At 64.4% G+C, this 21,406-nt stretch carries 12 protein-coding genes; all 12 read left to right on the top strand.

Annotated elements, in window-relative coordinates:
- Positions 1–166: 166 nt before the first annotated feature.
- The 12 genes from DLM46_RS12810 (at position 167) to tssG (ending at position 21,352) form a co-directional block, all read left to right on the top strand.
- Positions 167–1,888, top strand: coding sequence for a ShlB/FhaC/HecB family hemolysin secretion/activation protein (locus tag DLM46_RS12810; RefSeq protein WP_165847965.1), 1,722 nt, complete (start codon positions 167–169; stop codon positions 1,886–1,888).
- A gap of 55 nt (positions 1,889–1,943) precedes the next feature.
- The gene (locus tag DLM46_RS12805) at positions 1,944–9,758 is read left to right on the top strand and encodes a beta strand repeat-containing protein (RefSeq protein WP_165847964.1); all 7,815 of its coding nucleotides are present in this window, start codon (positions 1,944–1,946) and stop codon (positions 9,756–9,758) included.
- The gene (locus DLM46_RS12800) at positions 9,755–10,321 is read left to right on the top strand and encodes an SEL1-like repeat protein (RefSeq protein WP_115101137.1); all 567 of its coding nucleotides are present in this window, start codon (positions 9,755–9,757) and stop codon (positions 10,319–10,321) included. Before DLM46_RS12805 ends, DLM46_RS12800 begins: the two co-directional genes overlap by 4 nt.
- A gap of 12 nt (positions 10,322–10,333) precedes the next feature.
- Positions 10,334–12,499 carry a serine/threonine-protein kinase gene (locus DLM46_RS12795; protein WP_115101136.1) on the top strand — a complete coding sequence of 722 codons (2,166 nt, stop codon included), beginning with the start codon at positions 10,334–10,336 and terminating at the stop codon, positions 12,497–12,499.
- A 916-nt stretch (positions 12,500–13,415) separates the two neighbouring features.
- Entirely contained in the window at positions 13,416–14,456 is a 1,041-nt protein-coding gene (tssA, locus tag DLM46_RS12785; RefSeq protein WP_244306138.1) for a type VI secretion system protein TssA, read from the top strand.
- A 33-nt stretch (positions 14,457–14,489) separates the two neighbouring features.
- Positions 14,490–14,990: a type VI secretion system contractile sheath small subunit gene (gene tssB / locus DLM46_RS12780; RefSeq protein WP_115101133.1), complete on the top strand. Its 501-nt coding sequence runs from the start codon at positions 14,490–14,492 to the stop codon at positions 14,988–14,990.
- A 27-nt stretch (positions 14,991–15,017) separates the two neighbouring features.
- Positions 15,018–16,508, top strand: coding sequence for a type VI secretion system contractile sheath large subunit (gene tssC, locus DLM46_RS12775; protein WP_115101132.1), 1,491 nt, complete (start codon positions 15,018–15,020; stop codon positions 16,506–16,508).
- 65 nt (positions 16,509–16,573) lie between these two features.
- A complete protein-coding gene (locus DLM46_RS12770) occupies positions 16,574–17,059 on the top strand; it encodes an Hcp family type VI secretion system effector (protein WP_115101131.1) in 486 nt (161 codons plus the stop codon).
- Between the two features lie 85 nt (positions 17,060–17,144).
- On the top strand, positions 17,145–17,954 hold the full coding sequence (locus DLM46_RS12765) for a type VI secretion system accessory protein TagJ (protein WP_115101130.1): 810 nt from the start codon (positions 17,145–17,147) through the stop codon (positions 17,952–17,954).
- A 7-nt stretch (positions 17,955–17,961) separates the two neighbouring features.
- Positions 17,962–18,471: a type VI secretion system baseplate subunit TssE gene (gene tssE, locus DLM46_RS12760; RefSeq protein ID WP_115101129.1), complete on the top strand. Its 510-nt coding sequence runs from the start codon at positions 17,962–17,964 to the stop codon at positions 18,469–18,471.
- The gene (gene tssF / locus DLM46_RS12755; protein ID WP_115101128.1) at positions 18,471–20,360 is read left to right on the top strand and encodes a type VI secretion system baseplate subunit TssF; all 1,890 of its coding nucleotides are present in this window, start codon (positions 18,471–18,473) and stop codon (positions 20,358–20,360) included. Before tssE ends, tssF begins: the two co-directional genes overlap by 1 nt.
- A complete protein-coding gene (tssG, locus tag DLM46_RS12750; RefSeq protein ID WP_208866269.1) occupies positions 20,345–21,352 on the top strand; it encodes a type VI secretion system baseplate subunit TssG in 1,008 nt (335 codons plus the stop codon). The genes tssF and tssG overlap by 16 nt, the downstream gene beginning before the upstream one ends.
- The last annotated feature ends 54 nt before the right edge of the window (positions 21,353–21,406 follow it).

Raw genomic sequence — 21,406 nt, 5'->3', positions numbered from 1 at the left:
TCCCATCATGACGGCAATTCGCTGAACCTTGCGGGCACGTTATTCAGGGTTCGGCGAATCGCAAGTTAGGGAGCGTTGCGCATCGCACGCGAAAGAAACATAAAACGACCGTCCGGGCTTTCATCCAATGCCATCTTTTCCGTGCAGGACGCCGACACGCTTTAACGTGTTGCATCGCACAGCCTTGCTGACGGCAGGCCTGTGTGCCGCATGGCCAGCATTCCCGCAGACTGCGCCGATCCCACCCACTTCGGGGCAACTGCTCGAAGCGATCAAGCCGCCTGCCCAGGTGCCGCCTGCCGACCCGAACGTGGTCGTCAAGCCGCCCGAGACGCCGCCGGCGCCGAAGGTCGAAGCGCCCGATCTGCGCTTTACGCCGCAGGGTTTTCGCTTTACCGGCAACACCGTCATCTCGAGCGAGGAACTGACCGCCTTGCTCGCACCGTATGCGTTTCACGAGGTCGATCTGGACGGTCTGAACGAGATTGTCGACAAGGTGAAGACGCTCTATCGCCAGCGCGGCTACTTCCTTGCCGTCGCATTCCTGCCGAAGCAGAACATTTCGGACGGTGTCGTGGCGATCGGCATTCTCGAAGGGCGTCTCGGCAAGATCACGGTCAAGCATCCTTACCCGGCCGAAGCACGCGTAAGCGAAGATCAGGTGCTCGGCATGCTGCGCGCGCGATTGAAGGAAGGCGACATCATTACCGAGAAGTCCGTCGAAACTCCGCTGCTGCTGATTCGCGATCTGCCCGGCGCGGTGATTCGTTCGACGCTCAATCGCGGCGCACAGGTCGGTACCGCCGATCTCGAAGTCGAGGTGCTGGCCGAAAAACCCAAGCGGATCACCGGCGAAGTCGACGTGGACAACTACGGCAATCGCTATGCGGGTGCCTATCGGCTGGGGCTGAAGGCCAGTCTCGTGAGCCCGCTCGGGATCGGCGACCTGCTGACGGTGCAGGGCTTCATCACCAACCAGAACCTGAGCGACTTCGGCGACGTGAGCTACCTCGTGCCGGTGGGGCACCTGGGAACGCGCGTGGGTATCGACTACGGCCGGCTCAACTATTCGCTCGGCAAGGAGTTCGCCGACCTGAATGCGCACGGCACCGCCGACGTCGTCAATCTGTTCGTCCTTCATCCTATCGAGCGAAGCAAGGACGTGAATCTGTTCGCGCAGGTGGGTCTGACTTATGAACAGCTGAACGACAAGCAGAGCGGCGCGCAGGCGCAACAGAAAAACATCGTTGGACTGAAGGCTCAAGTGAACGGCGATTCGCGCGACACGGGCTATGTCAACGTGTACACCGCCGGCGTGATGTTCGGCACGCTCAGCTTTGGCAGCGACGCCGAGAAAAGCGATGACGCCAGCGTGAACGGTTTTCACACGAAGGGCTTCTTCACGAAGTTCTATGGCGACTATCAGCGTCTTCAGCAGCTCGCGCCGAATCTCGCCTTGTTCTTCTCCGCGTCCGGCCAGGCTGCCTCGAAGAATCTGACTGCGGCGGAGAAGTTTTCGCTGGGCGGCGCGAACCGCGTGCGCGGCTATCCCGAAGGCGAAGCGATCGGCGACGACGGCTTCGCCACCACGCTCGAATTGCGCTACACGGTGCCGGGACTGCATATCGGCGCAGGCGGCTTTGTGCTGACGAGCTTCTTCGACTTCGGCTACATCCGGTCCAACGCCAAACCGGGCGACGCGCCTGCACCCGATCCCGGCCAGTCCAACAGCGTGCGCCTGCTGAGCTACGGAGTCGGGATGAACTTCGGCGCGCCTAACAAGTACCTGTTCCGCACCAGCATCGCGTGGCACGGCGGCAGGAAGCCGACCTCCGATACGCACGACAACACGCCGCGCGTCTGGGTGCAATGGGTGCAGTTCTTTTGATGCGGACCTGAGGTCCGTGCGCAGGGGAAACGGGATGCGGCGGAAAAACGGATCGGTGAGTCGCTCCGATCGTGCTTTTGACGAGAGCTGTCATTGCACGCGCGCCCTCTCATGGGCGCCAGGCGCGCTGGCGCTCGTCGTGGGGTCCGCGCTGCTGCTGACGAGTGCGGCCGTGTTTGCGCAGACCCTGCCGGGCGGTGCCAAGGTGGTATCGGGCAATGTCACGGTGACGCAGCCCAACGGTCAGCAACTGGTGGTCAACCAGGGGAGCAGTAGCGCGATCATCAACTGGCAGAGCTTTTCGATCGGTTACGGTAACAACGTCACGTTCGTTCAGCCCAATGCGAGTTCCGTCGCGCTCAACCGGGTGGTGGGCGGCTCGCCGTCGTCGATCTTCGGCAGCCTCACGGCGACCGGCAAGGTCTTTCTGGTCAATCCGGCGGGCGTGCTGTTCGCGCCGGGAGCGTCGGTGAACACCGGCAGTTTCGTCGCGTCGACGCTCGGGATCTCCGACAGCGACTTCCTCGCTGGGCGCTATACGTTTCAGAACGACGGTTCGGCCGGTAGCATCGTCAATCAGGGGGCGGTGAACGCGCGCGACGGCGCGGTGGTTTTCATCGCGCCGCAGATCGTCAACGCCGGCAATGTGAGCGCGACAGGCGGCGTGGCACTGGCCGCGGGCGATCGCGTCAGCATGACGCTGGACGCCGAGAGTCCGTTGTCGGTGAGTGTCGATGCGAGTGCGCTGAAGGCCAGTATTACGCACAGCGGCACCATTTTCTCCGGCGGCCCGGTGTTGCTGAGCGCGCAGACGCGTGACAGTGCGCTGGATACCGTCATCAATAGCAGCGGTGTGATTCGCGCGCGGTCGATCAGCTCGAATGGCGAAGACATTCAACTGAACGGCGGCGCTCAAGGCATCGTATCGATCAGCGGCACGCTCGACGCGAGTGGCGCAGGGGCGAGCGGCCACGGCGGCAATATTGCGGTGAGCGGCGATCAGTTGGCGCTCGCCGGTACGGCGAAACTCGACGCGTCGGGTGCGGTAGGCGGCGGCACGATCCTGGTGGGCGGGGCCGCGCATGGCGCGGGGCCGTTGCAGAACGCCTCGACGACGACCATCGAGAAGGGCGCGGTGCTGGACGCGAGCGCGATGGATCAGGGTAATGGTGGGCAGGTCGTCGTCTGGTCCAATGATCGCACGCAATTTTCCGGAGCGATCGCCTCGCGCGGTGGAGCCAACGGCGGCAATGGCGGCAACGCGGAAATATCGAGCAAGGGGGCGTTCGTCGTGGACGGCTCGGTCGATCTGAGCGCGCTGCACGGTCAGCGCGGCACCTTGCTGCTCGATCCGTTCGACCTGTGCATCGTCTCGACAGACCCCGGCACCTGCGGGACTTTGGCATCGGGAAGCGGCACTTACACCGCGGGCGCGAATGATTCGTATGTGTTGACGTCGACGCTGGTGGGGCTCTCGTCGACTACCAACCTTGTGCTTCAGGCCACGAACTCCATCATCTTCATGGCGGATCTGGCGCTGAACGCGACGACTACGCCGTCTTCGCAGGGATCGATATCGCTCGAGGCCACCAATGCCATTCTGATGAATGGTCATTCACTGTCGACTGACGGCGGCAACATATCGATGCTCGCCGGGGCGGGCGGCATATCGCTTGGCAACCTGAGTTCGGGCACGGGGGCGATCAGCCTTGGATTGACGAACGCGAGTGGGACGATAACCCAGGCAAGCGGCAGTTCGATTTCAGGGTCGGGCGGATTGACGTTGAGCGGCGGGATTGTCGAACTGAGCCAGGGCAACACGTATAGCGGCGGCACGAACGTCACGGATGGCACGTTGGTCCTGACCGGCAACGGTGCGGCAGGCGCTTCGACAGGCGCGATCACGGTGGGCAGCGGTGCTGCGCTGAATGTGCAGAACATACTTGGCAATGGAGTGGCGCTGAATGGTGGGACGCTGGAGACGACCACAGGTAGCGGCACAGTGAACGGCCAGGTGACGCTGAACGGCAGCAACACGTTCTCGACCGGCAGCAACGCGACGCTGACTGTCAGCGGTGCCGTTATCGATGGTTCGTCGGCAGGCGTGCTGACCGTGAACGGTGCGGGCACAGTGACGCTGACCCGCACTAATACCTTCAGCGGTGGCACGACGATCAACGGTGGCACGTTGGCGGTGACCAGCATCGCCGGCGCTTCGACCGGCGCGATCACGGTGGACAGCGGTGCAGCGCTGGACGTGCAGAACACGCTTGCCAACGCGGTGACGTTAAATGGCGGGACGCTGGAAACGACCACCGGCGCCGGCACCGTGAGCGGAACGGTTGCGCTGAGCAGCAGCGGCACTTTTGCGACCGGTTCCGGCGCGACGCTCACGGTAAGCGGGACGGTGAGCGGCGGCGCATCGCCGAATGCCCTCACCGTGGGCGGGCCGGGGACGGTGGTGCTGAGCGGAGGCAACACTTATACCGGCGGCACGCTGGTGAGCGGTGGCACGCTGCAGGGCAATACGCAGAGCCTGCGGGGCAGCATCACGAACAACGCGTCGCTGGTCTTCGATCAGGCAACGAACGACACGTTCAGCGGCACGATCGGTGGGACGGGTGCGGTCACGAAACAGAACACCGGCACGCTGACGTTCGACACGACGCAAAACTATGGCGGCGGCACGAGCGTCACGGGTGGCACGTTGGCCCTGACGGGCGGCGGCATGGCCGGCACTTCAGCGATCACGGTGGGCAGCGGTGCAGCGCTGGATGTGCAGAACACGCTGGCCAATGCGGTGACGTTAAATGGCGGGACGCTGGAAACGACCACCCGCACCGGCACCGTGAGCGGAACGGTTGCGCTGAGCAACAGTGGCACTTTTGCGACCGGTTCCGGCGCGACGCTCACGGTAAGCGGGGCAGTGAGCGGCGGCGCATCGCCGGATGCACTCACCGTGAGCGGGCCGGGGACGGTGGTGCTGGGCGGAGTCAATACATATACCGGCGGCACGCTGGTGAGCGGCGGCACGCTGCAGGGCAATACGCAGAGCCTGCGGGGCAGCATCACGAACAACGCCTCGCTGGTCTTCGATCAGGCATCGAACGGCACGTTCAGCGGCACGATCGGTGGGACCGGTGCGGTCACGAAACAGAACACCGGCACGCTGACGTTCGACACGACACAAAACTATGGCGGCGGCACGAGCGTCACGGGTGGCACGTTGGCACTAGCCGGAAACGGGACCGCAGGCACTTCAGCGATCAGTGTCGGCAGCGGTGCAGCGCTGGATGTGCAGAACACACTGGCCAATGCCGTGGCGCTAACCGGCGGGACGCTGGAGACAACTACCGGTACCGGTATCGTGAACGGCCTGGTGACGCTGAACGGCAGCAACGCGTTCTCGACTGGCAGCAACGCGACGCTGACTGTCAACAGCGTGATTGCCGACGGTACGCCCGCCGGAGCGCTGACCGTCAGCGGGGCAGGCACGGTCGTGCTGACCGGCATCAACACCTTCAGCGGTGGCACGACGATCAACGGTGGCACGTTGGCGGTGACCGGCACCGGCACAGCGGGCGCTTCGACAGGCGCGATCACGGTGGGCAGCGGCGCGGCACTGGATGTACGGAACACGATTGCCAACGCATTGACGCTGACCGGCGGCGGCACGCTGGAAACCACAACCGGCAGCGGCATCGCGAACGGCGTCGTCACGCTGAACGGTAGCAACACGTTTGCGACTGGCAATAACGCGACATTGACTGTTAGCGGCGCTGTTGTCGACGGTACGCCTGCCGGCGCGCTGATCGTGAACGGTACGGGCACCGTAGTGTTAACCGGAGTCAACACGTACTCCGGCAGCACGCTGGTGAGCGGTGGCACGCTGCAGGGCAATACGCAGAGCCTGCAGGGCAGCATCACGAACAACGCCTCGCTGGTCTTCGATCAGGCATCGAACGGCACGTTCAGCGGCACGATCGGTGGGACCGGTGCGGTCACGAAGAAGAACACCGGCACGCTGACGTTCGACACGACGCAAAACTATGGCGGCGGCACGAGCGTCACGGGCGGCACGTTGGCCCTGACGGGCGGCGGCATGGCCGGCACTTCAGCGATCACAGTGGGCAGCGGTGCAGCGCTGGATGTGCAGGACACACTCGCCAATGCGGTGACGTTGAACGGCGGCACACTGGAGACGACCACCGGCGCCGGCACCGTGAGCGGAACGGTTGCGCTGAGCGGCAGCGGCACTTTTGCGACCGGTTCCGGCGCGACGCTCACGGTAAGCGGGGCAGTGAGCGGCGGCGCGTCGCCGACTGCACTCACCGTGAGCGGGCCGGGGACGGTGGTGCTGGGCGGAGTCAACACGTACTCCGGCGGCACGCTGGTGAGCGGTGGCACGCTGCAGGGCAATACGCAGAGCCTGCAGGGCAGCATCACGAACAACGCCTCGCTGGTCTTCGATCAGGCATCGAACGGCACGTTCAGCGGCACGATCGGTGGGACGGGTGCGGTCACGAAACAGAACACCGGCACGCTGACGTTCGACACGACGCAAAACTATGGCGGCGGCACGAGCGTCACGGGTGGCACGTTGGCACTAGCCGGAAACGGGACCGCAGGCACTTCAGCGATCAGTATCGGCAGCGGTGCAGCGCTGGATGTGCAGAACACACTGGCCAATGCCGTGGCGCTAACCGGCGGGACGCTGGAGACAACGACCGGTACCGGTATCGTCAGCGGCCTGGTGACGCTGAACGGCAGCAACGCGTTCTCGACTGGCAGCAACGCGACGCTGACTGTCAACAGCGTGATTGCCGACGGTACGCCCGCCGGAGCGCTGACCGTCAGCGGGGCGGGCACGGTCGTGTTGACCGGCATGAATACCTTCAGCGGCGGCACGACGATCAACGGCGGCACCTTAGCCCTGACCGGCACCGGCACAGCGGGCGCTTCGACAGGCGCGATCACGGTGGGCAGCGGCGCGGCACTGGATGTACGGAACACGCTTGCCAACGCATTGACGCTGACCGGCGGCGGCACGCTGGAAACCACAACCGGCAGCGGCATCGCGAACGGCGGCGTCACGTTGAACGGCAGCAACACGTTTGCAACTGGAAGCGGCGCCAGACTGACGGTAAACGGCGTCATCGGCGATGGCACATCGAAAGGCTTGCTGACGGTCAGCGGACCGGGAACAGTGGTGCTGACCGGCCTGAACACCTACAGCGGCGGCACGGCGGTTGCGGGCGGTACGCTGCAGGGCAATGCCACCAGCCTGCAAGGCCATATCGGTCTCGCGAGCGCCACTTCGCTGGTGTTCGATCAGGCGGCGAACGGTACCTTCAACGGCTCGATTAGCGGTGCGGGTGCGGTCACGAAGCAGAGTGCCGGCACGCTAACGCTCAATGGCGCGCAGAGCTACAGCGGCGGCACGACGGTAACGGGCGGCGCACTGCAGGGCAATACCACCAGTCTGCAAGGCGACTTCGCGCTAGCCGGCGGGACGGGGCTGGTGTTCGACCAGGCATCGAACGGCACTTTCAACGGCAAGATCAGCGGCGCCGGCGCGGTGACAAAACAGAACGGCGGCACCTTGACGATCGGTACGGACCAAACCTATACCGGCGGCACGAGCGTGACGAACGGTACGTTGACCCTGACGGGCAACGGCACAGCGGGCGCTTCGGCAGGCGCGCTCACGGTGAGCAGCGGCGCGGCGCTGGACGTGCAGAACACGCTTGCAAACGCGGTGACATTAAACGGCGGGACCCTGGAGACGAGCACGGGTAGCGGCATCGTGAACGGCGCGGTGACGCTCGACGGCAGCAGCCTCTTCGCGACCGGCAGCAACGCCGCACTCACGATCAACGGTGCACTCGGCAACGGCGCATCGGCGGGGGCGTTGGTCGTCGGTGGAGCGGGCCTCGTGACGCTGAACGGCGTCAGCAGCTTCACGGGCGGCACGAGCGTGACAGGCGGCACGTTGCAAGGCAATACGGCCAGCCTGAACGGCAACATCGCGCTTGCCGGCGGCACACGTCTCGTCTTCGACCAGGCGTCGAACAGCACCTTCGACGGCGCTATCAGCGGCGGCGGCGCGGTGAGCAAGCAGAACACCGGCACGCTGAGCTTCGACACGGCCCAGACCTACACCGGCGGCACCGCCGTGACTGCCGGCACGCTGGCACTGAAGAACAGCGGTACGGCAGGCGCTTCGACCGGCGCGATCACAGTCGGCAGCGGCGCCTCGCTCGATCTGCAGAACACCCTGGCGAATGCCCTCACGCTGGCGGGCGGCACGCTGGAAACGACAACCGGCAATGGTGTCGCCAACGGGCTCATCACGCTGAGCGGCGGCAGCACGATATCGGCCGCGTCGAGCGCAACGCTCACCGTCAACGGCGTGATTCGCGACGGCGGCACAGGCCAGTCGCTGAACAAGCAGGGCGCGGGCCTCGTTACGTTGAACGGCGCCGATAGCTATACCGGCGGCACGTCGATCATCCAAGGCACACTGGCCGTGGGCGCCGGCGGTTCGCTCGGCAGCGGTCTCGCGACGGTGAACGGCGGCGCCACGCTCGCGCTCGCCGGCGCCACGCTCGGCAACAACGTCAGCCTGCTCGACGGCAGCACGCTCGTCGCGAGTGGCGGCCTCGACACCTTGTCTGGCGCGCTCAACGTGCGCGGCGCCACGTTCGACATCGGCGCCGGCTCGACGCTCAACGCCGCCAACGCCTTCAATCACTTCACCGGTGCGACGACGTTCACCGGCGGCGGGTCGCTCGCGCTCAGCGCCGACACGGGCGGCATCCAGCTCGGCACGACGACGCTCGCGAATCTGAAATTGCAGTCGGATGGCGCCGTCACGCAATCTGCCGCCGCGACGATCACGGGTACGACCTCGATTGCGACGACCGGCGGCGCCGCGATCACGCTCAACCAGGCCAATCAATTCGGCAACGCGCTGCAATTGAGCGGCGGACCGGCCAGCGTGAACAGCGCGGCCGCGCTGAACTTCGGCGCGTCCAATGTGGCGTCGCTGAATGCGAGCGCGGGCGGCGACATCACACAGACCGGCGCGCTGCAGGTGAGCGGCGCGACCACGCTCAGCACGCCGAACGGCAATCTGATTCTCGATCTGGACAACACCTTCGGCGCACTGGTTACCGCTCGCGCCGCAGGCGGCTCGCTCAAGAGTGCGCAGGATCTCGCGTTGGCACTGTCGACACCGGGCACGATGAACGTGACGGCGGGCGGTGCGCTCACCGTCTCCGGCACGGCCGGCACCTTGTCGACGACAAGCGGCGGCGCCACGACGTTCGGCGCCACGCTGATCGGCGACGCACTCACGGTGGTCGCGGGCGGTCCCGTCACAACGGCGAGCGGTGCGTCGGTGAGCGCGAACAGCATCACGCTCACGTCGAAAGCGACCCAGAATATCGGCGCGGCGCGGCCAGGCGAGTTCGCTTTGAACAACGTCGGCAAGCTGTCGCTCGTGTCCGGCTTCGACGCGTTTTTCCTGCTGCCAAACGGCCAGCAGACCCGCTTCTCGATCGGCACGAAGGTCAACTGCGCGCGCGTCAACATGGGGCCGTGCCTCGGCAATAACGTGCTGATCAGCGCGATTTCCTCGGTGCAGGCGGGGATTCAGTCGGCGATGGTGAACCAGATGCATCAGGAGGACGAATTCACGCTCAAGGTGAAGTACGGATTCGCCGGCGATCTCGCGCAGGTTCAGACCTATCCGCATGAGGGCGATCTCGAGGTGCGCCAGCCCGCGCCGTGCCGACTCGCCGATCATGCCGTCGCCGAACCGCGCGACGAGAGCGTGCGGTTGCGCGCTGCGGAGGTTTGTCCGTGAACTCGCTCGTCAGAGTGCTCACGCAATCGCTTATGACGGCGCTTGTGAAGCGGCTAGCAAGGTGGTTCCTGAAACGGACGATTGTGTCCACATTCGCCGCGGCCGTATGGTGGACCGCTGTCATCGCCACTGCCGTCGCGACTGTCTCTGCCGTCTCTGCCGTCGCTGCAGAGCCACAAGCGGCGTGCCCGCTCGGTTACCCGCTGCCGCCACCCGCGCACGTGCCGAAGGAAACGGCCGAGGCACCCCACCGCGTGCCGCTCGCGCGCATGGACGATCCGCGCTGCGCCGGGCAACCCAGCGCAGCGGTGGACCGGCTTGCGGCCTATCACTGCGCGCAACTGTACGACGCGGCCGGCCGGCTCGAAGAAGCGCTTGGGTGGTACGGCATCGCAGCCGTAGCGGGCTATGGCCCCGCGCAAAAACGTCTTGGCAACCTGTACGGCGGCGAGGGCGACGTCGCGCGCGATTATGCGTGTGCCGTGTACTGGCAGCGCCGGGCGCGCGAGTCCGGCGAATCGATCGATCTTCCGCACGTTTTCATGGGGGGCACGCCGCCTTGAGCGGCCGCAGCGATGGAAGAGCTACAACAACTCGGCAGATATCAGATCCGGCGCGTGCTTGGGCGCGGTGCGATGGGGGTCGTCTATGAGGGCGTCGATCCGAAACTGAACCGGCCGGTCGCGATCAAGACTATTCTCAAGAGCCAGCTCTCCGATCCGGAAATGGCGGCCGAATATCAGGTGCGCTTCGAGCGGGAAGCGCAGGCCGTGGCACGGCTGAGCCATCCGCATATTGTCGGCGTGTTCGATTTCGGCGAAGAGAATAACGTCGCCTATATCGTGATGGAGCTGATTCGCGGCGAGGAGCTCAAGGCGTACCTCGACAAGGGCACGCAGTTCGCCGTGAAGGACGCGGTACGCATGACCGGCGAATTGCTCGACGCGCTCGGCTACGCGCACGAGCAAGGCATCGTGCACCGCGACGTGAAGCCGGCGAACGTGATGCTCGACGCGCAGATGCGTGTCAAGCTGACCGACTTCGGCGTCGCGCGTCTGTCGGATACCGGCAGCGACGGCACCCAGGCCGGCACGATGGTCGGGACGCCTAGCTATATGTCGCCCGAACAGGCGATGGGCAATCCGGTCGGCACGCGCTCCGACATCTTCGCGGCCGGCATCGTGCTGTATCAGTTGCTGACCATGAAGCGGCCGTTTGTCGGCGACGGCCACTGGGCCGTGCAGCGACAGATCATCCAGGACGACCCGGTGCCGCCGTCGGTGCAGAATCCGGCGCTCGACCCGGTTTTCGACGCGATCGTGTTCCGTGCGCTCGCGAAAAATCCCGAGGAACGTTATCCGTATGCGCGGGCGTTCAAGGAAGATCTGCAGCGCGCGCTTGCCGGTCAGGCGATCGACGAGGACGAAGCGACCATGCTCGCCGTGGCCGCGGCGCGGGCCAGGCCGCCGGGCGAGACCGGGGCGGCTCGCGGCACGCGCGTCACGAACGATTCGAGTGCGGTTGAGATCGAGTTCTGGAAGACCATTAAGGACAGCAGCGATCCGGACGAATTCGAGCTTTATATCGCGAAGTTTCCGAACGGGACGTATGCGGATCTCGCGCGCCGCAAGCTGGCGAAGCTGCACGGCGATGATTCGGCGGCGTCCCGCTCCGGTGTGCGTGATGAGGGGGTAGCGGAAGGGGGCACGCGGCTCGCGCTCGATCGGCCAGGTCAGCCGGGGTTGCCGGCGGCTTCGAGCGATGGGTCGGTGCGGGTTGCGCCGGTTGCGAAGAAGTCCGGCAGGACCGTGCTGATCGCGGTCGCGTCGGTGGCCGTGTTGGCCGTGGGCGGAGGCGGCTATTTCATGCTCAGGCAAAGCGCGCCGGTTCCGGCGAGCGGCGGCGGGTCCTCGGCAAGCGTGGCGCCGCCGGTCAATGCGAATGGGTCATCGTCGCTCACGGCTGGAAAAGCGGCAGAGGCATCTGCGTCGCAAGGTTCTGCGTCTGGTGCCGAGGCACGGATTGCGCAGACGCCACCCGCGAGCGCGACGGGCAGTGCGAGCGCCTCAGGCGCCACGAATACGGCCGTGGCCACAAGCACCACAGGCAGCGCAAGCAGCGCGAGCACGGCGCAGCGCGAAGCCGCACGTTTGAAGGCTGCATCCGCTGCCGACGCCGAGCGCCGCGCGCGCGAGGCGCTGGCGAAGAACCGCGCTTCAGAAGCGGTGGTGAGCGCGAGTAAAGCTGCCAAGCCGAATGCTGCACCGACGGCGGCATCAACCGCCGTTGCCGCAGTGCAGACGCCGCATACGACCGCTGCTCAAGCTGGGGCGCCGGTTAGCAGCGTAGTGGCGTCGCATGCTGCCCCGACGTCTTTGTCACCGACGCCTTTACAAGCAAATGCGGCCAACGCGGCCAACGCACAAGCAACGCCGCTCGGCACAACTGCGCCCACGGTCGCCGCCAAGCCGACCGAATCGCCCGCTGCCGCCGAGCCGAAAGTCTCGTCCGCCGATCTGCTTGCGCAGGCGGCGAAGCTGCAAGGGGAAGGCAAGCTTAACGACGCGGTACGGCTCTACAAACGCGCGGCGCGTGGCGGCAACGGTCAGGCGGCGAAGCAGCTAGGCGACATCTACGGGAACGGCGCGGGTGACGTGCCGCGCGATTACGCGGAATCGATCCGCTGGTACAACGTCGCGCGCACGGCGGGGGTGGATGTGCCGGATGTGAGCAAGCGGTAGGGACCCTCGCACGCTTCCCGGCTGCAGTCGGGAAGCGTGCCAGCCGTTGCCGATGCAATAGATGCCTCTTCATGCAGCCGTGATGCTGCCCGCGGTGAGCAGGAATGAACGGGCGGCGATCATTCAAAGGAGTGCAGCATGAGCGTACCCAAGGAACATTTCGAGCAGAAGCAAGGTATGTCAGAGTCGACTACCCACGCTCTTGCATCATTCTGGAGTGAGGTTAAGGCGGCAACCGGTAACAACACGCTCGGCGTGATACGGATGACTGGCCTACTGGATGCCGAACGGAGTCGCACAAACCCTGCGGGTCCACTACCGGTTAGCGCCACATCCGTGCTAGGCGGATACGAACTGGGAAACGTTGAGCCGCATCAGAAAGGGGACGTGCAACAGGTTTACTGGCTGCCCTGGAAAAACCAGAGTTGCGAATACGTACCGATGACTACGCTAACTGAGTCTGGGTGCCGATATTTCTTGACCAGCATGTTGACTGGCTGCAGATTCGTCGTCACGGAGACCTATGTAGCGCATATCTCCACCCAGTCGTGAAATCGTCACCAGTCAGGCAGGAAGGGATGTCGCCGAGATCATGATGTACTCGGCGAAAGCGAGCCTGCAACCCACCGTCTCAAGGCGGCGTTTGTCGATTTCTGAAGCCGGAGGGGAAACGATGACAGAAGCCGAGACGCATCAGAGCTATCTGCGCTCAGGCACTCGTGGGTCAGGCAGCGCTTTCGTCATTGGCTACGTCGAGAACGATGTCTGGGTATTCAAATGGCTGAAACATGAAGTATCTCAGCACTTTCCAAAAGGGTCCTGGTCGATTCTTCAATAAAGGGCAACCCACCACGGAAACGTTTGGGAAACGCACCCTCTCAATAATTCACCCCGCAATCAAAAAAAAGGGGTGAACGTGTTCGATGCCGATGCAATCCTGACCGAGTTATCCGTGGACGCGCCGTGCGGCAGCGACCTGGAATACGACGCGGCTTTTCTCGAGCTCGAAGAACTCGCCAAGGGTAAGGAAGAAGCGCAGTTCGGCGCGACGGTCATTGCGGGCGAGCCGCCTGACTGGAAAGCGATCCGCAAAGCCTGCCTCGCGTTATTCACTCGCACGCGCGATCTGCGCATTGCCATCCACCTGACCCGCGCGATGCTCGAAACCGAAGGCATCGCCGGGTTCACTGATGGTCTGGTAGTGCTCGACCGCCTGCTCGACGCGCACTGGGACCACGTGCACCCGCAACTCGATCCGGACGACGACAACGATCCGACGATGCGCGTCAACGCGCTCTCCGCGCTGATCGAACCCACTACCGTGTTGCGCACGCTGAAGGCCGCGCCGCTCATCGACGCCGGCGTGGCGGGACGCGTGAGTCTGCGCGACATCGAGATCGCCAACGGCGAGATGCCGGCCCCGGAAGGCGAGGAAGCGCCGACGACGACGCTGATCGAAGGGATCTTCCTGAACGTCGATCTCGGCGTGTTGCAGCAGTCCGCAGCGGTGCTCGAGGAAGCCTGCGCACGCATCGAACACATCGAATCGCAGCTCACGCAACGGGTGGGTGCCGCACGCGCCATCGATCTCACCGAACTCACCCGGCTGCTCAAACGCGCCCGCGATTTCACGGCCCAGCGCTTGCAGCGCCGCGCGCCGGCGGATGCAGTCGAAGCGGGCGAAGCAGCCGCCGCGAACAACGCAGACGGCGACGCCACCCAATCCGGCGCGAAGGCCCCTGCACGCAAGGATGAAATCACCGGCCGCGACGACGTCACGCGTCTGCTCGACAAACTCTGCGCGTATTACGAGCGCCACGAACCGTCGAGCCCCGTGCCCCTGATGCTGCAGCGCGCGCGGCGCCTCGTGACGATGAATTTCCTCGAAATCGTCGCGGACCTCGCGCCGGAAAGCATGGCATCCGTCCGCCAGGTGGGCGGCATTCAGTCGGAGTAATCCCAGCAACCCCTTCGTAAGCGGAGAGTCATCGTGGCCAAGGAAAGCAGTCAGAAATTCATCGCTCGAAACCGGGCGCCGCGCGTCCAGATCGAGTATGACGTCGAGGTGTACGGATCGCAGAAGAAAGTGCAGATCCCGTTCGTCATGGGCGTGCTTGCCGATCTGTCCGGCAAACCGGCTGACCCGCTCGCACCGGTCGCCGATCGCAAGTTCCTCGAGATCGACGTCGACAACTTCGACGAGCGGATGAAGGCGACCAAGCCGCGCGTGGCGATCCAGGTGCCGAACACCCTCACGGGCGAAGGCAATCTCTCGGTCGATATGACCTTCGAGAGCATGGACGACTTCTCGCCCGCGGCGATCGCCCGCAAGGTCGGCTCGCTCAACCAGTTGCTCGAAGCGCGCTCGCAGCTCGCCAATCTTTTGACCTACATGGACGGCAAGACCGGCGCGGAAAGTCTGATCGCGCAACTGCTCGAGCAGCCGGCGTTGATGCAGGCGCTCACCTCGGCCCCGAAGCCGCAGGAATAACCTCAATCGCTACCGACGGAGTTTCACATGGCCGAGACCAGTACCGAATCACAAGCGTCGCCAGGCGGCGAGACCGTTGAGCTCAGCGAGTTCGCGAGCCTGCTGCAAAGGGAATTCAAGCCGAAAACCGACAAGGCGAAAGAGGCCGTCGAAGAGGCCGTCAAGACACTCGCGGTGCAGGCGCTCGCCGGCACCCATCTGGTGTCGAGCGACGTGCTGGCCACCGTCGGCGCGTTGATTGCCCAGATCGACAAGAAGCTCACCGAGCAGATTCATCAGATCCTGCACAACGAGGAGTTCCAGGCACTCGAAAGCGCCTGGCGCGGCTTGCATTATCTGGTGAATAACACCGAGACCGACGAGATGCTAAAGATCCGCGTCTTCAACGTTTCGAAGAACGAACTGGGCAAGACCCTCAAGAAATACAAGGGCACCGCGTGGGATCAAAGCCCGGTGTTCAAGAAGATCTACGAAGAAGAATACGGCCAGTTCGGCGGTGAACCGTTCGGCGCACTGGTCGCCGATTACTACTTCGACAACAGCGCGCCTGATGTCGAATTGCTCAGTTCGATGGCGAAGATCGCGGCCGCGGCGCATGCGCCGTTCATTAGCGCGGCCGATCCGGCCGTCATGCTGATGGACTCGTGGCAGGAGCTCGCCAATCCGCGCGATTTGACCAAGATTTTTCAGACGCCCGAGCATGCCGCATGGCGTTCGTTCCGCGATTCGGACGACGCACGCTACGTCGGCCTGACGATGCCGCGCTTCCTTGCGCGCGCACCCTACGGCGCGAATACGAATCCGGTCGAGGAATTCGACTTCGAGGAAGAGACGAGCGGCGACCCGAAGAACTACACGTGGTCGAACGCCGCGTATGCGATGGCCGTCAACATCAACCGCTCGTTCAAGACCTATGGCTGGTGCTCGCAGATTCGCGGCATCGAATCGGGTGGGGCGATCGAAGGTTTGCCGGTGCACGCGTTCCCGTCGGACGACGGCGGTGTCGACATGACCTGTCCGACCGAAATCGCGATCAGCGACCGCCGCGAAGCGGAGCTCGCGAAGAACGGCTTCATGCCGCTCATTCACAAGAAGAACACGGATTTCGCCGCCTTCATCGGCGCGCAGTCTTTGCAGCGTCCCGCTGAATACGAGGATCCCGACGCGACCGCCAACGCCAACCTCGCGGCGCGCTTGCCATACCTGTTCGCGACTTGCCGCTTCGCGCATTACCTGAAATGCATCGTGCGCGACAAGATCGGTTCGTTCAAGGAACGCCGCGACATGGAGATCTGGTTGAACAACTGGATCGGCCAGTACGTGGAAAACAACCCGGCCACCGCGACCGAGGCCGACAAGGCGCGCAAACCGCTCGCCGGTGCGGAAGTCGTGGTGGAAGAAGTCGAGGGCAATCCGGGCTATTACGGCGCGAAGTTTTTCCTGCGCCCGCATTACCAGCTCGAAGGACTGACCGTGTCGCTGCGGCTCGTCTCGAAGCTGCCGTCGGCCAAGAAGTAATCGGGTTAGCAGCTCCGGCAGCCCGGTGTCCATCGGGTTGTTGCTCACTTATCAAGAGGAAAAAAATGATTCTCCTTAACTTCGGAACAAAGATCAAAGGCACCTCAAAGGTCGAAGGCCATACGGAATGGATCGCCGTCAACTCAATCCAGCTGGGCGTCGGCAGAGCCATCTCGACGAGCAGCGACGGCGCGACGGATCGCGATACGAGCAATCCGTCGTTCTCGGAGATGACTTTCACGAAGCCGACCGATATCGCGTCGGCCGACCTGTTTGCCCAGGCGACCTATGGCAAGTCGCTCGGCAAGGCGGAGATTCACTTCATCCAGACGGGCGGTGCGGACAAGACCGACCAGGTGTATCTGAAGATCGAGCTCGAAGAGGCGATCGTCAGTTCCTATTCGCTGTCGAGCGGCGGTGATCGCCCGTCCGAATCGTTCTCGGTGAACTTCGCGAAGATCTCGTACCAGTACGACCAGTTCGACGGCGCCAAGGTGACGACCGGCACGCCGAAGAAGTGGGACCTGAGCACGAACAAGGCGACGTATTGATTCCGACGGTTGAGCGATAACGACCTTCACCGTTCTTCATGCCGCGGCGCTCGCGCCGCGTGCCGGGGAACTCAAGAGACACGCCATGACGACTCAGGATCTGTTGCGAAGCGGCCGGCTCGACGACGCACTCGCCGCGCTGACGCAGGAAGTACGCGCCAATCCGGCCGATCCGAAAAGCCGCGTATTCCTGTTTCAGCTGCTGGCCGTGCTTGGGCAGTGGGAGCGCGCGAATACTCAGCTTGCGGTATGCGGCGAGCTGGACGCCGGCGCACTGGCCATGGTGCAAAGCTACCGCGAGGCGTTGCGTTGTGAGGCGCTGCGCGCGGAGGTATTCGCGGGGCGGCGTACGCCGGTCATCTTCGGCGAACCTGAAACGTGGATCGCGCTGATGCTTGAAGCACTGAAGCGCGATGCCGACGGCGCCCTCGCCGAGGCCGCGCACATTCGCGAAGAAGCCCTCGAGTTGGCACCGGCCAGCAGCGGCACGCTCGACGGCGAGCCGTTCGAATGGATTGCCGACGCGGATGCACGCCTCGGGCCGCTGGTGGAGATGATCGTCAACGGCCGTTACTACTGGGTGCCGTTTCACCGGCTGACCCGGATCGCGTTCGACGCGCCGACGGATCTGCGCGACACCGTGTGGATGCCTGCCCAGGTGACCTTTGCGACCGGCGGCGAGAGCGTCGCCTTCGTGCCAACCCGCTACGACGGCACACTCGCCACGGCGAACGACGCGCTGAAACTCGCGCGCCGCACCGAATGGCATGAGTCGCACGGGGGTGTGTTTGTCGGTGTGGGACAGCGCGTCTTTGCAACCGACGCGGGCGACCACGCGCTGATGGACGTGCGCGAAATCCAGATCGACGCAGCGCCCGCAGCGCCGCTGCAGTGAGGCGACCATGGCCGAACTGACCGCCAGGGAGCGTCTTCAGCCGTCGCTGCTCGACCGGCTGACCGACGACGAACCCGACAACGCGCAGGAATCGCGCGAGCGCCGCGTGCTGTCGATGCGTACGCTGCGTCAGGCGGTGCTGCGCGATCTCGCGTGGCTCTTCAACTCGAACGGCATCGGCATTCTGCAGGATCTCGAAGCATTTCCGCTCGCGGCGCAATCGGTCGTCAACTATGGCATGCCCGATTTTTCCGGGCAGACCGCCTCGGGCATCGACATCGAAGGTGTCGCGCGACGCATGCGCCAGGCGATCTGGGACTTCGAGCCGCGCATCTTGCGCAACACGGTACAGGTGCGGCCGATCGCGTTCGACCAGAGCTCGCATAACCAGCTCGTCTTCGAACTCGAGGGCGAACTGTGGGGGCAGCCCGTGCCCGAGCGTCTGTTCCTGAAGACCGAACTCGACCTGGAAATGGGCGAGATACGCGTAACCGATTTCGACGCGGTGTTTTCCTGATGGACACGCGCCTGCTGCGCTACTACGAGCGCGAACTCCAGCATCTGCGCGAAACCGGCGGCGAATTCGCACGCGAATTTCCGAAGGTCGCCGGACGACTCGGGCTTGAGAGTTTCGCGTGCGCGGACCCTTACGTCGAGCGCTTGCTGGAAGGCTTCAGCTTTCTCGCTGCACGCGTGCAGATGAAAATCGACGCGGAGTTTCCACGCTTCACCGAACATCTGCTTGAACTGGTCTATCCGCATTATCTTGCGCCGACACCGTCGATGGCGGTCGTGCAGTTCGCGCCGGACCTGGCCGAAGGCAGTCTTGCAGCGGGTTTCACGCTGCCGCGCGGCACGGTGCTGAAAAGCATTCTCGGCAAGAACGATCAGACGCCGTGCGAATACCGCACCGCCCACGAGACCACACTCTGGCCGCTCGAGATCGCCCACGCGCAGTATTTCGCACACGCGGGCGAGATTGCCGGGCTCGATTTTTCGCGGCTCGGCACCGTGCGCGCCGGCTTGAGACTACGCTTGCGTAGCACCGCCGGTCTGGCGTTCAACGAACTGTCGCTCGAACGCCTGACGCTGCATCTGCGCGGCGGCGATGCGCTGCCCGCGCAGTTATACGAGCAGATCTTCGGTCATGCGCTGGCGCTGGTCGCGATGCCGGCGAGGACAAACGCCAACGGCAACGCTGTGTGGCACGAGGTGATCGACCGGGCGCAGATCGGCCGGGTCGGTTTCTCGCCGGACGAAGCCTTGCTGCCGCATGGGCCGCGTTCGTTTCACGGCTACAGGCTGCTGCACGAGTATTTCGCCTTCCCGCAGCGTTACCAGTTCGTCGAACTCGGCGGTCTTGCTCGCGCCGTCAGCCGGTGCGCGGACAACGAACTCGATCTGGTGATCCTGTTCGACCGGTTGCAGCCGTCGCTCGAAGGCGGCGTTGGGACGGAAACGTTCAGCCTGTTCTGCACGCCGGCGATCAACCTGTTCCCGAAGCGGGCCGATCGCATTCACCTGACGAAGCAACATGCCGAGTTTCATCTGATTCCCGACCGTACCCGGCCGATGGATTTCGAAATCCATCAGGTGGTGTCCGTCACCGGTCATGGCAGCGGCAAGGACGAGCAGCAAGTCTTCCGGCCGTTCTATGCAGCCAACGATCTGATGAACGAGCGCGAGGCGGGTGCGTACTACCAGGTGCGCCGCGCGCGCCGCGTGCTGTCCGAGCGGCAGCGTCGCCAGGGGCCGCGTTCGAGCTATATCGGCAGCGAGATGTTCGTCTCGCTGGTCGACCCGCTGGAGGCGCCTTACCGCAGCGATCTGCGCCAGCTCGGTGCCGAGCTGTTGTGCACCAATCGCGATTTACCGCTGTCCATGCCGCTCGGACTCGGCAAGACCGATTTCACGCTGGAGGCGAGCGCACCCGTGCAGTCCGTGCGCTGCGTCGCGGGCCCCACTGCGCCCGCGCCATCGTATGCGGAAGGGGAAGTGGCGTGGCGCGTGGTCAGCCATCTGTCGCTGAACTATCTCTCCCTGCTCGATCAAGGCGAGAAGGAGGGCGCTTCGGCGTTGCGCGATCTGCTGCGCCTGTACGTGGGCGTCGCCGACACGGTCGGGCACCGGCAGATCGAAGGCGTGCGCTCGGTGGCGTCGCAGCCCGTCGTGCGGCGCATTCCGGCGCCGGGACCTATCGCCTACGGGCGTGGCTTGCAGGTCACCGTGACGATGGACGAAAGCGCATTCGAAGGCGCGGGCATTTTTCTGTTCGGCAGCGTGCTCGAGCAGTTCTTCGCCAAATACGCGTCGCTCAATACCTTTACCGAGACCGTCGTGCGTTCGACCACGCGTGGCGACATCATGAAATGGCCGGCGAGGAGCGGACGATGCGAGATCCTGTAGCGCGCCTCGCGCCGCTCGCTGACGAGCCACGGCGCTTCGACTTTTATGCGGCCCTGCGGCTGATCGAAGCCGCGTACCCGGACAGTCCGCGCTTGGGCCGCTCGCAGCGCGCCGCCGACGATCCCGTACGGCTCGCCCAGGCCGTGACGCTCGCATTCGAGCCGGCGATGATCGAAAAGCTCGAATGGCGCGGCGAGAAGCCGCCGCGCATGGAGGTCAACTTCCTCGGACTGAGCGGACCGAACGGACCGTTGCCGCTGCATCTGACCGAGTACATCCGCGACCGTTTGCGCAATTCGGCCGATCCGACGCTGGCGCGGTTTCTCGATGTGTTTCATCACCGCATGCTGTCGCTGTTCTATTGCGCGTGGGCCAACGCGCAGCCAGCGGTCAGTCTCGACCGCCCCGAAGCCGACCGTTTCGCGGCGTACGTCGCCTCGCTCGTCGGGCTCGGCATGCCGTCGCTGCAGCATCGATCGAGCTTGCCCGGCGTCGCGAAGCTTCACTACGCGGGGCGTCTCGCCGATCAGCGCCGCAATGCGGAAGGTCTGGCTGCGCTGCTCGCCGATTTTTTCCGCGTGGCAGTGCGTGTCGAACCTTTCGTCGGGCATTGGATGCGCTTGCCCGTGGACGAGCGCACGCGTCTGAAGACGGGCGTGAGCGCCGAACGGCTCGGCGTGAGCACGGTGCTGGGCAGCGCGGTATGGAACGTTCAGCACAAGTTCCGTTTGCGCATCGGTCCGCTCGACTTCGAGCCCTTCTGCACGCTGTTGCCGGGCGGCGCGAACCTCGCGCGCCTGATCGATTGGGTTCGGCAGTACGCGGGCGATGCGCTCGCCTGGGATGTGCGGCTCGTGCTCAGAAAGGAACACGTGCCGCCGCTACGGCTCGGGCGCACCGCGCGGCTGGGTTATACGACCTGGGTCGGCGCTCGCGAGCACAAGCGCGATGCCGATCAGTTGCTGTTCTATCCGGTTCCTTCGCGATCCTGAGACGGCGAGTCTCTCGTGTCGGAGAAAGAACATTTCGTTAAACGTGGGCACCCA

Source organism: Paraburkholderia lacunae, from assembly GCF_003353175.1.
In the GTDB taxonomy this organism is placed as follows: Bacteria; Pseudomonadota; Gammaproteobacteria; order Burkholderiales; family Burkholderiaceae; genus Paraburkholderia; species Paraburkholderia lacunae.
The sequence above is the reverse complement of the archived record's forward strand: the minus strand, read 5'-3'. Positions and strand labels throughout refer to the sequence as shown.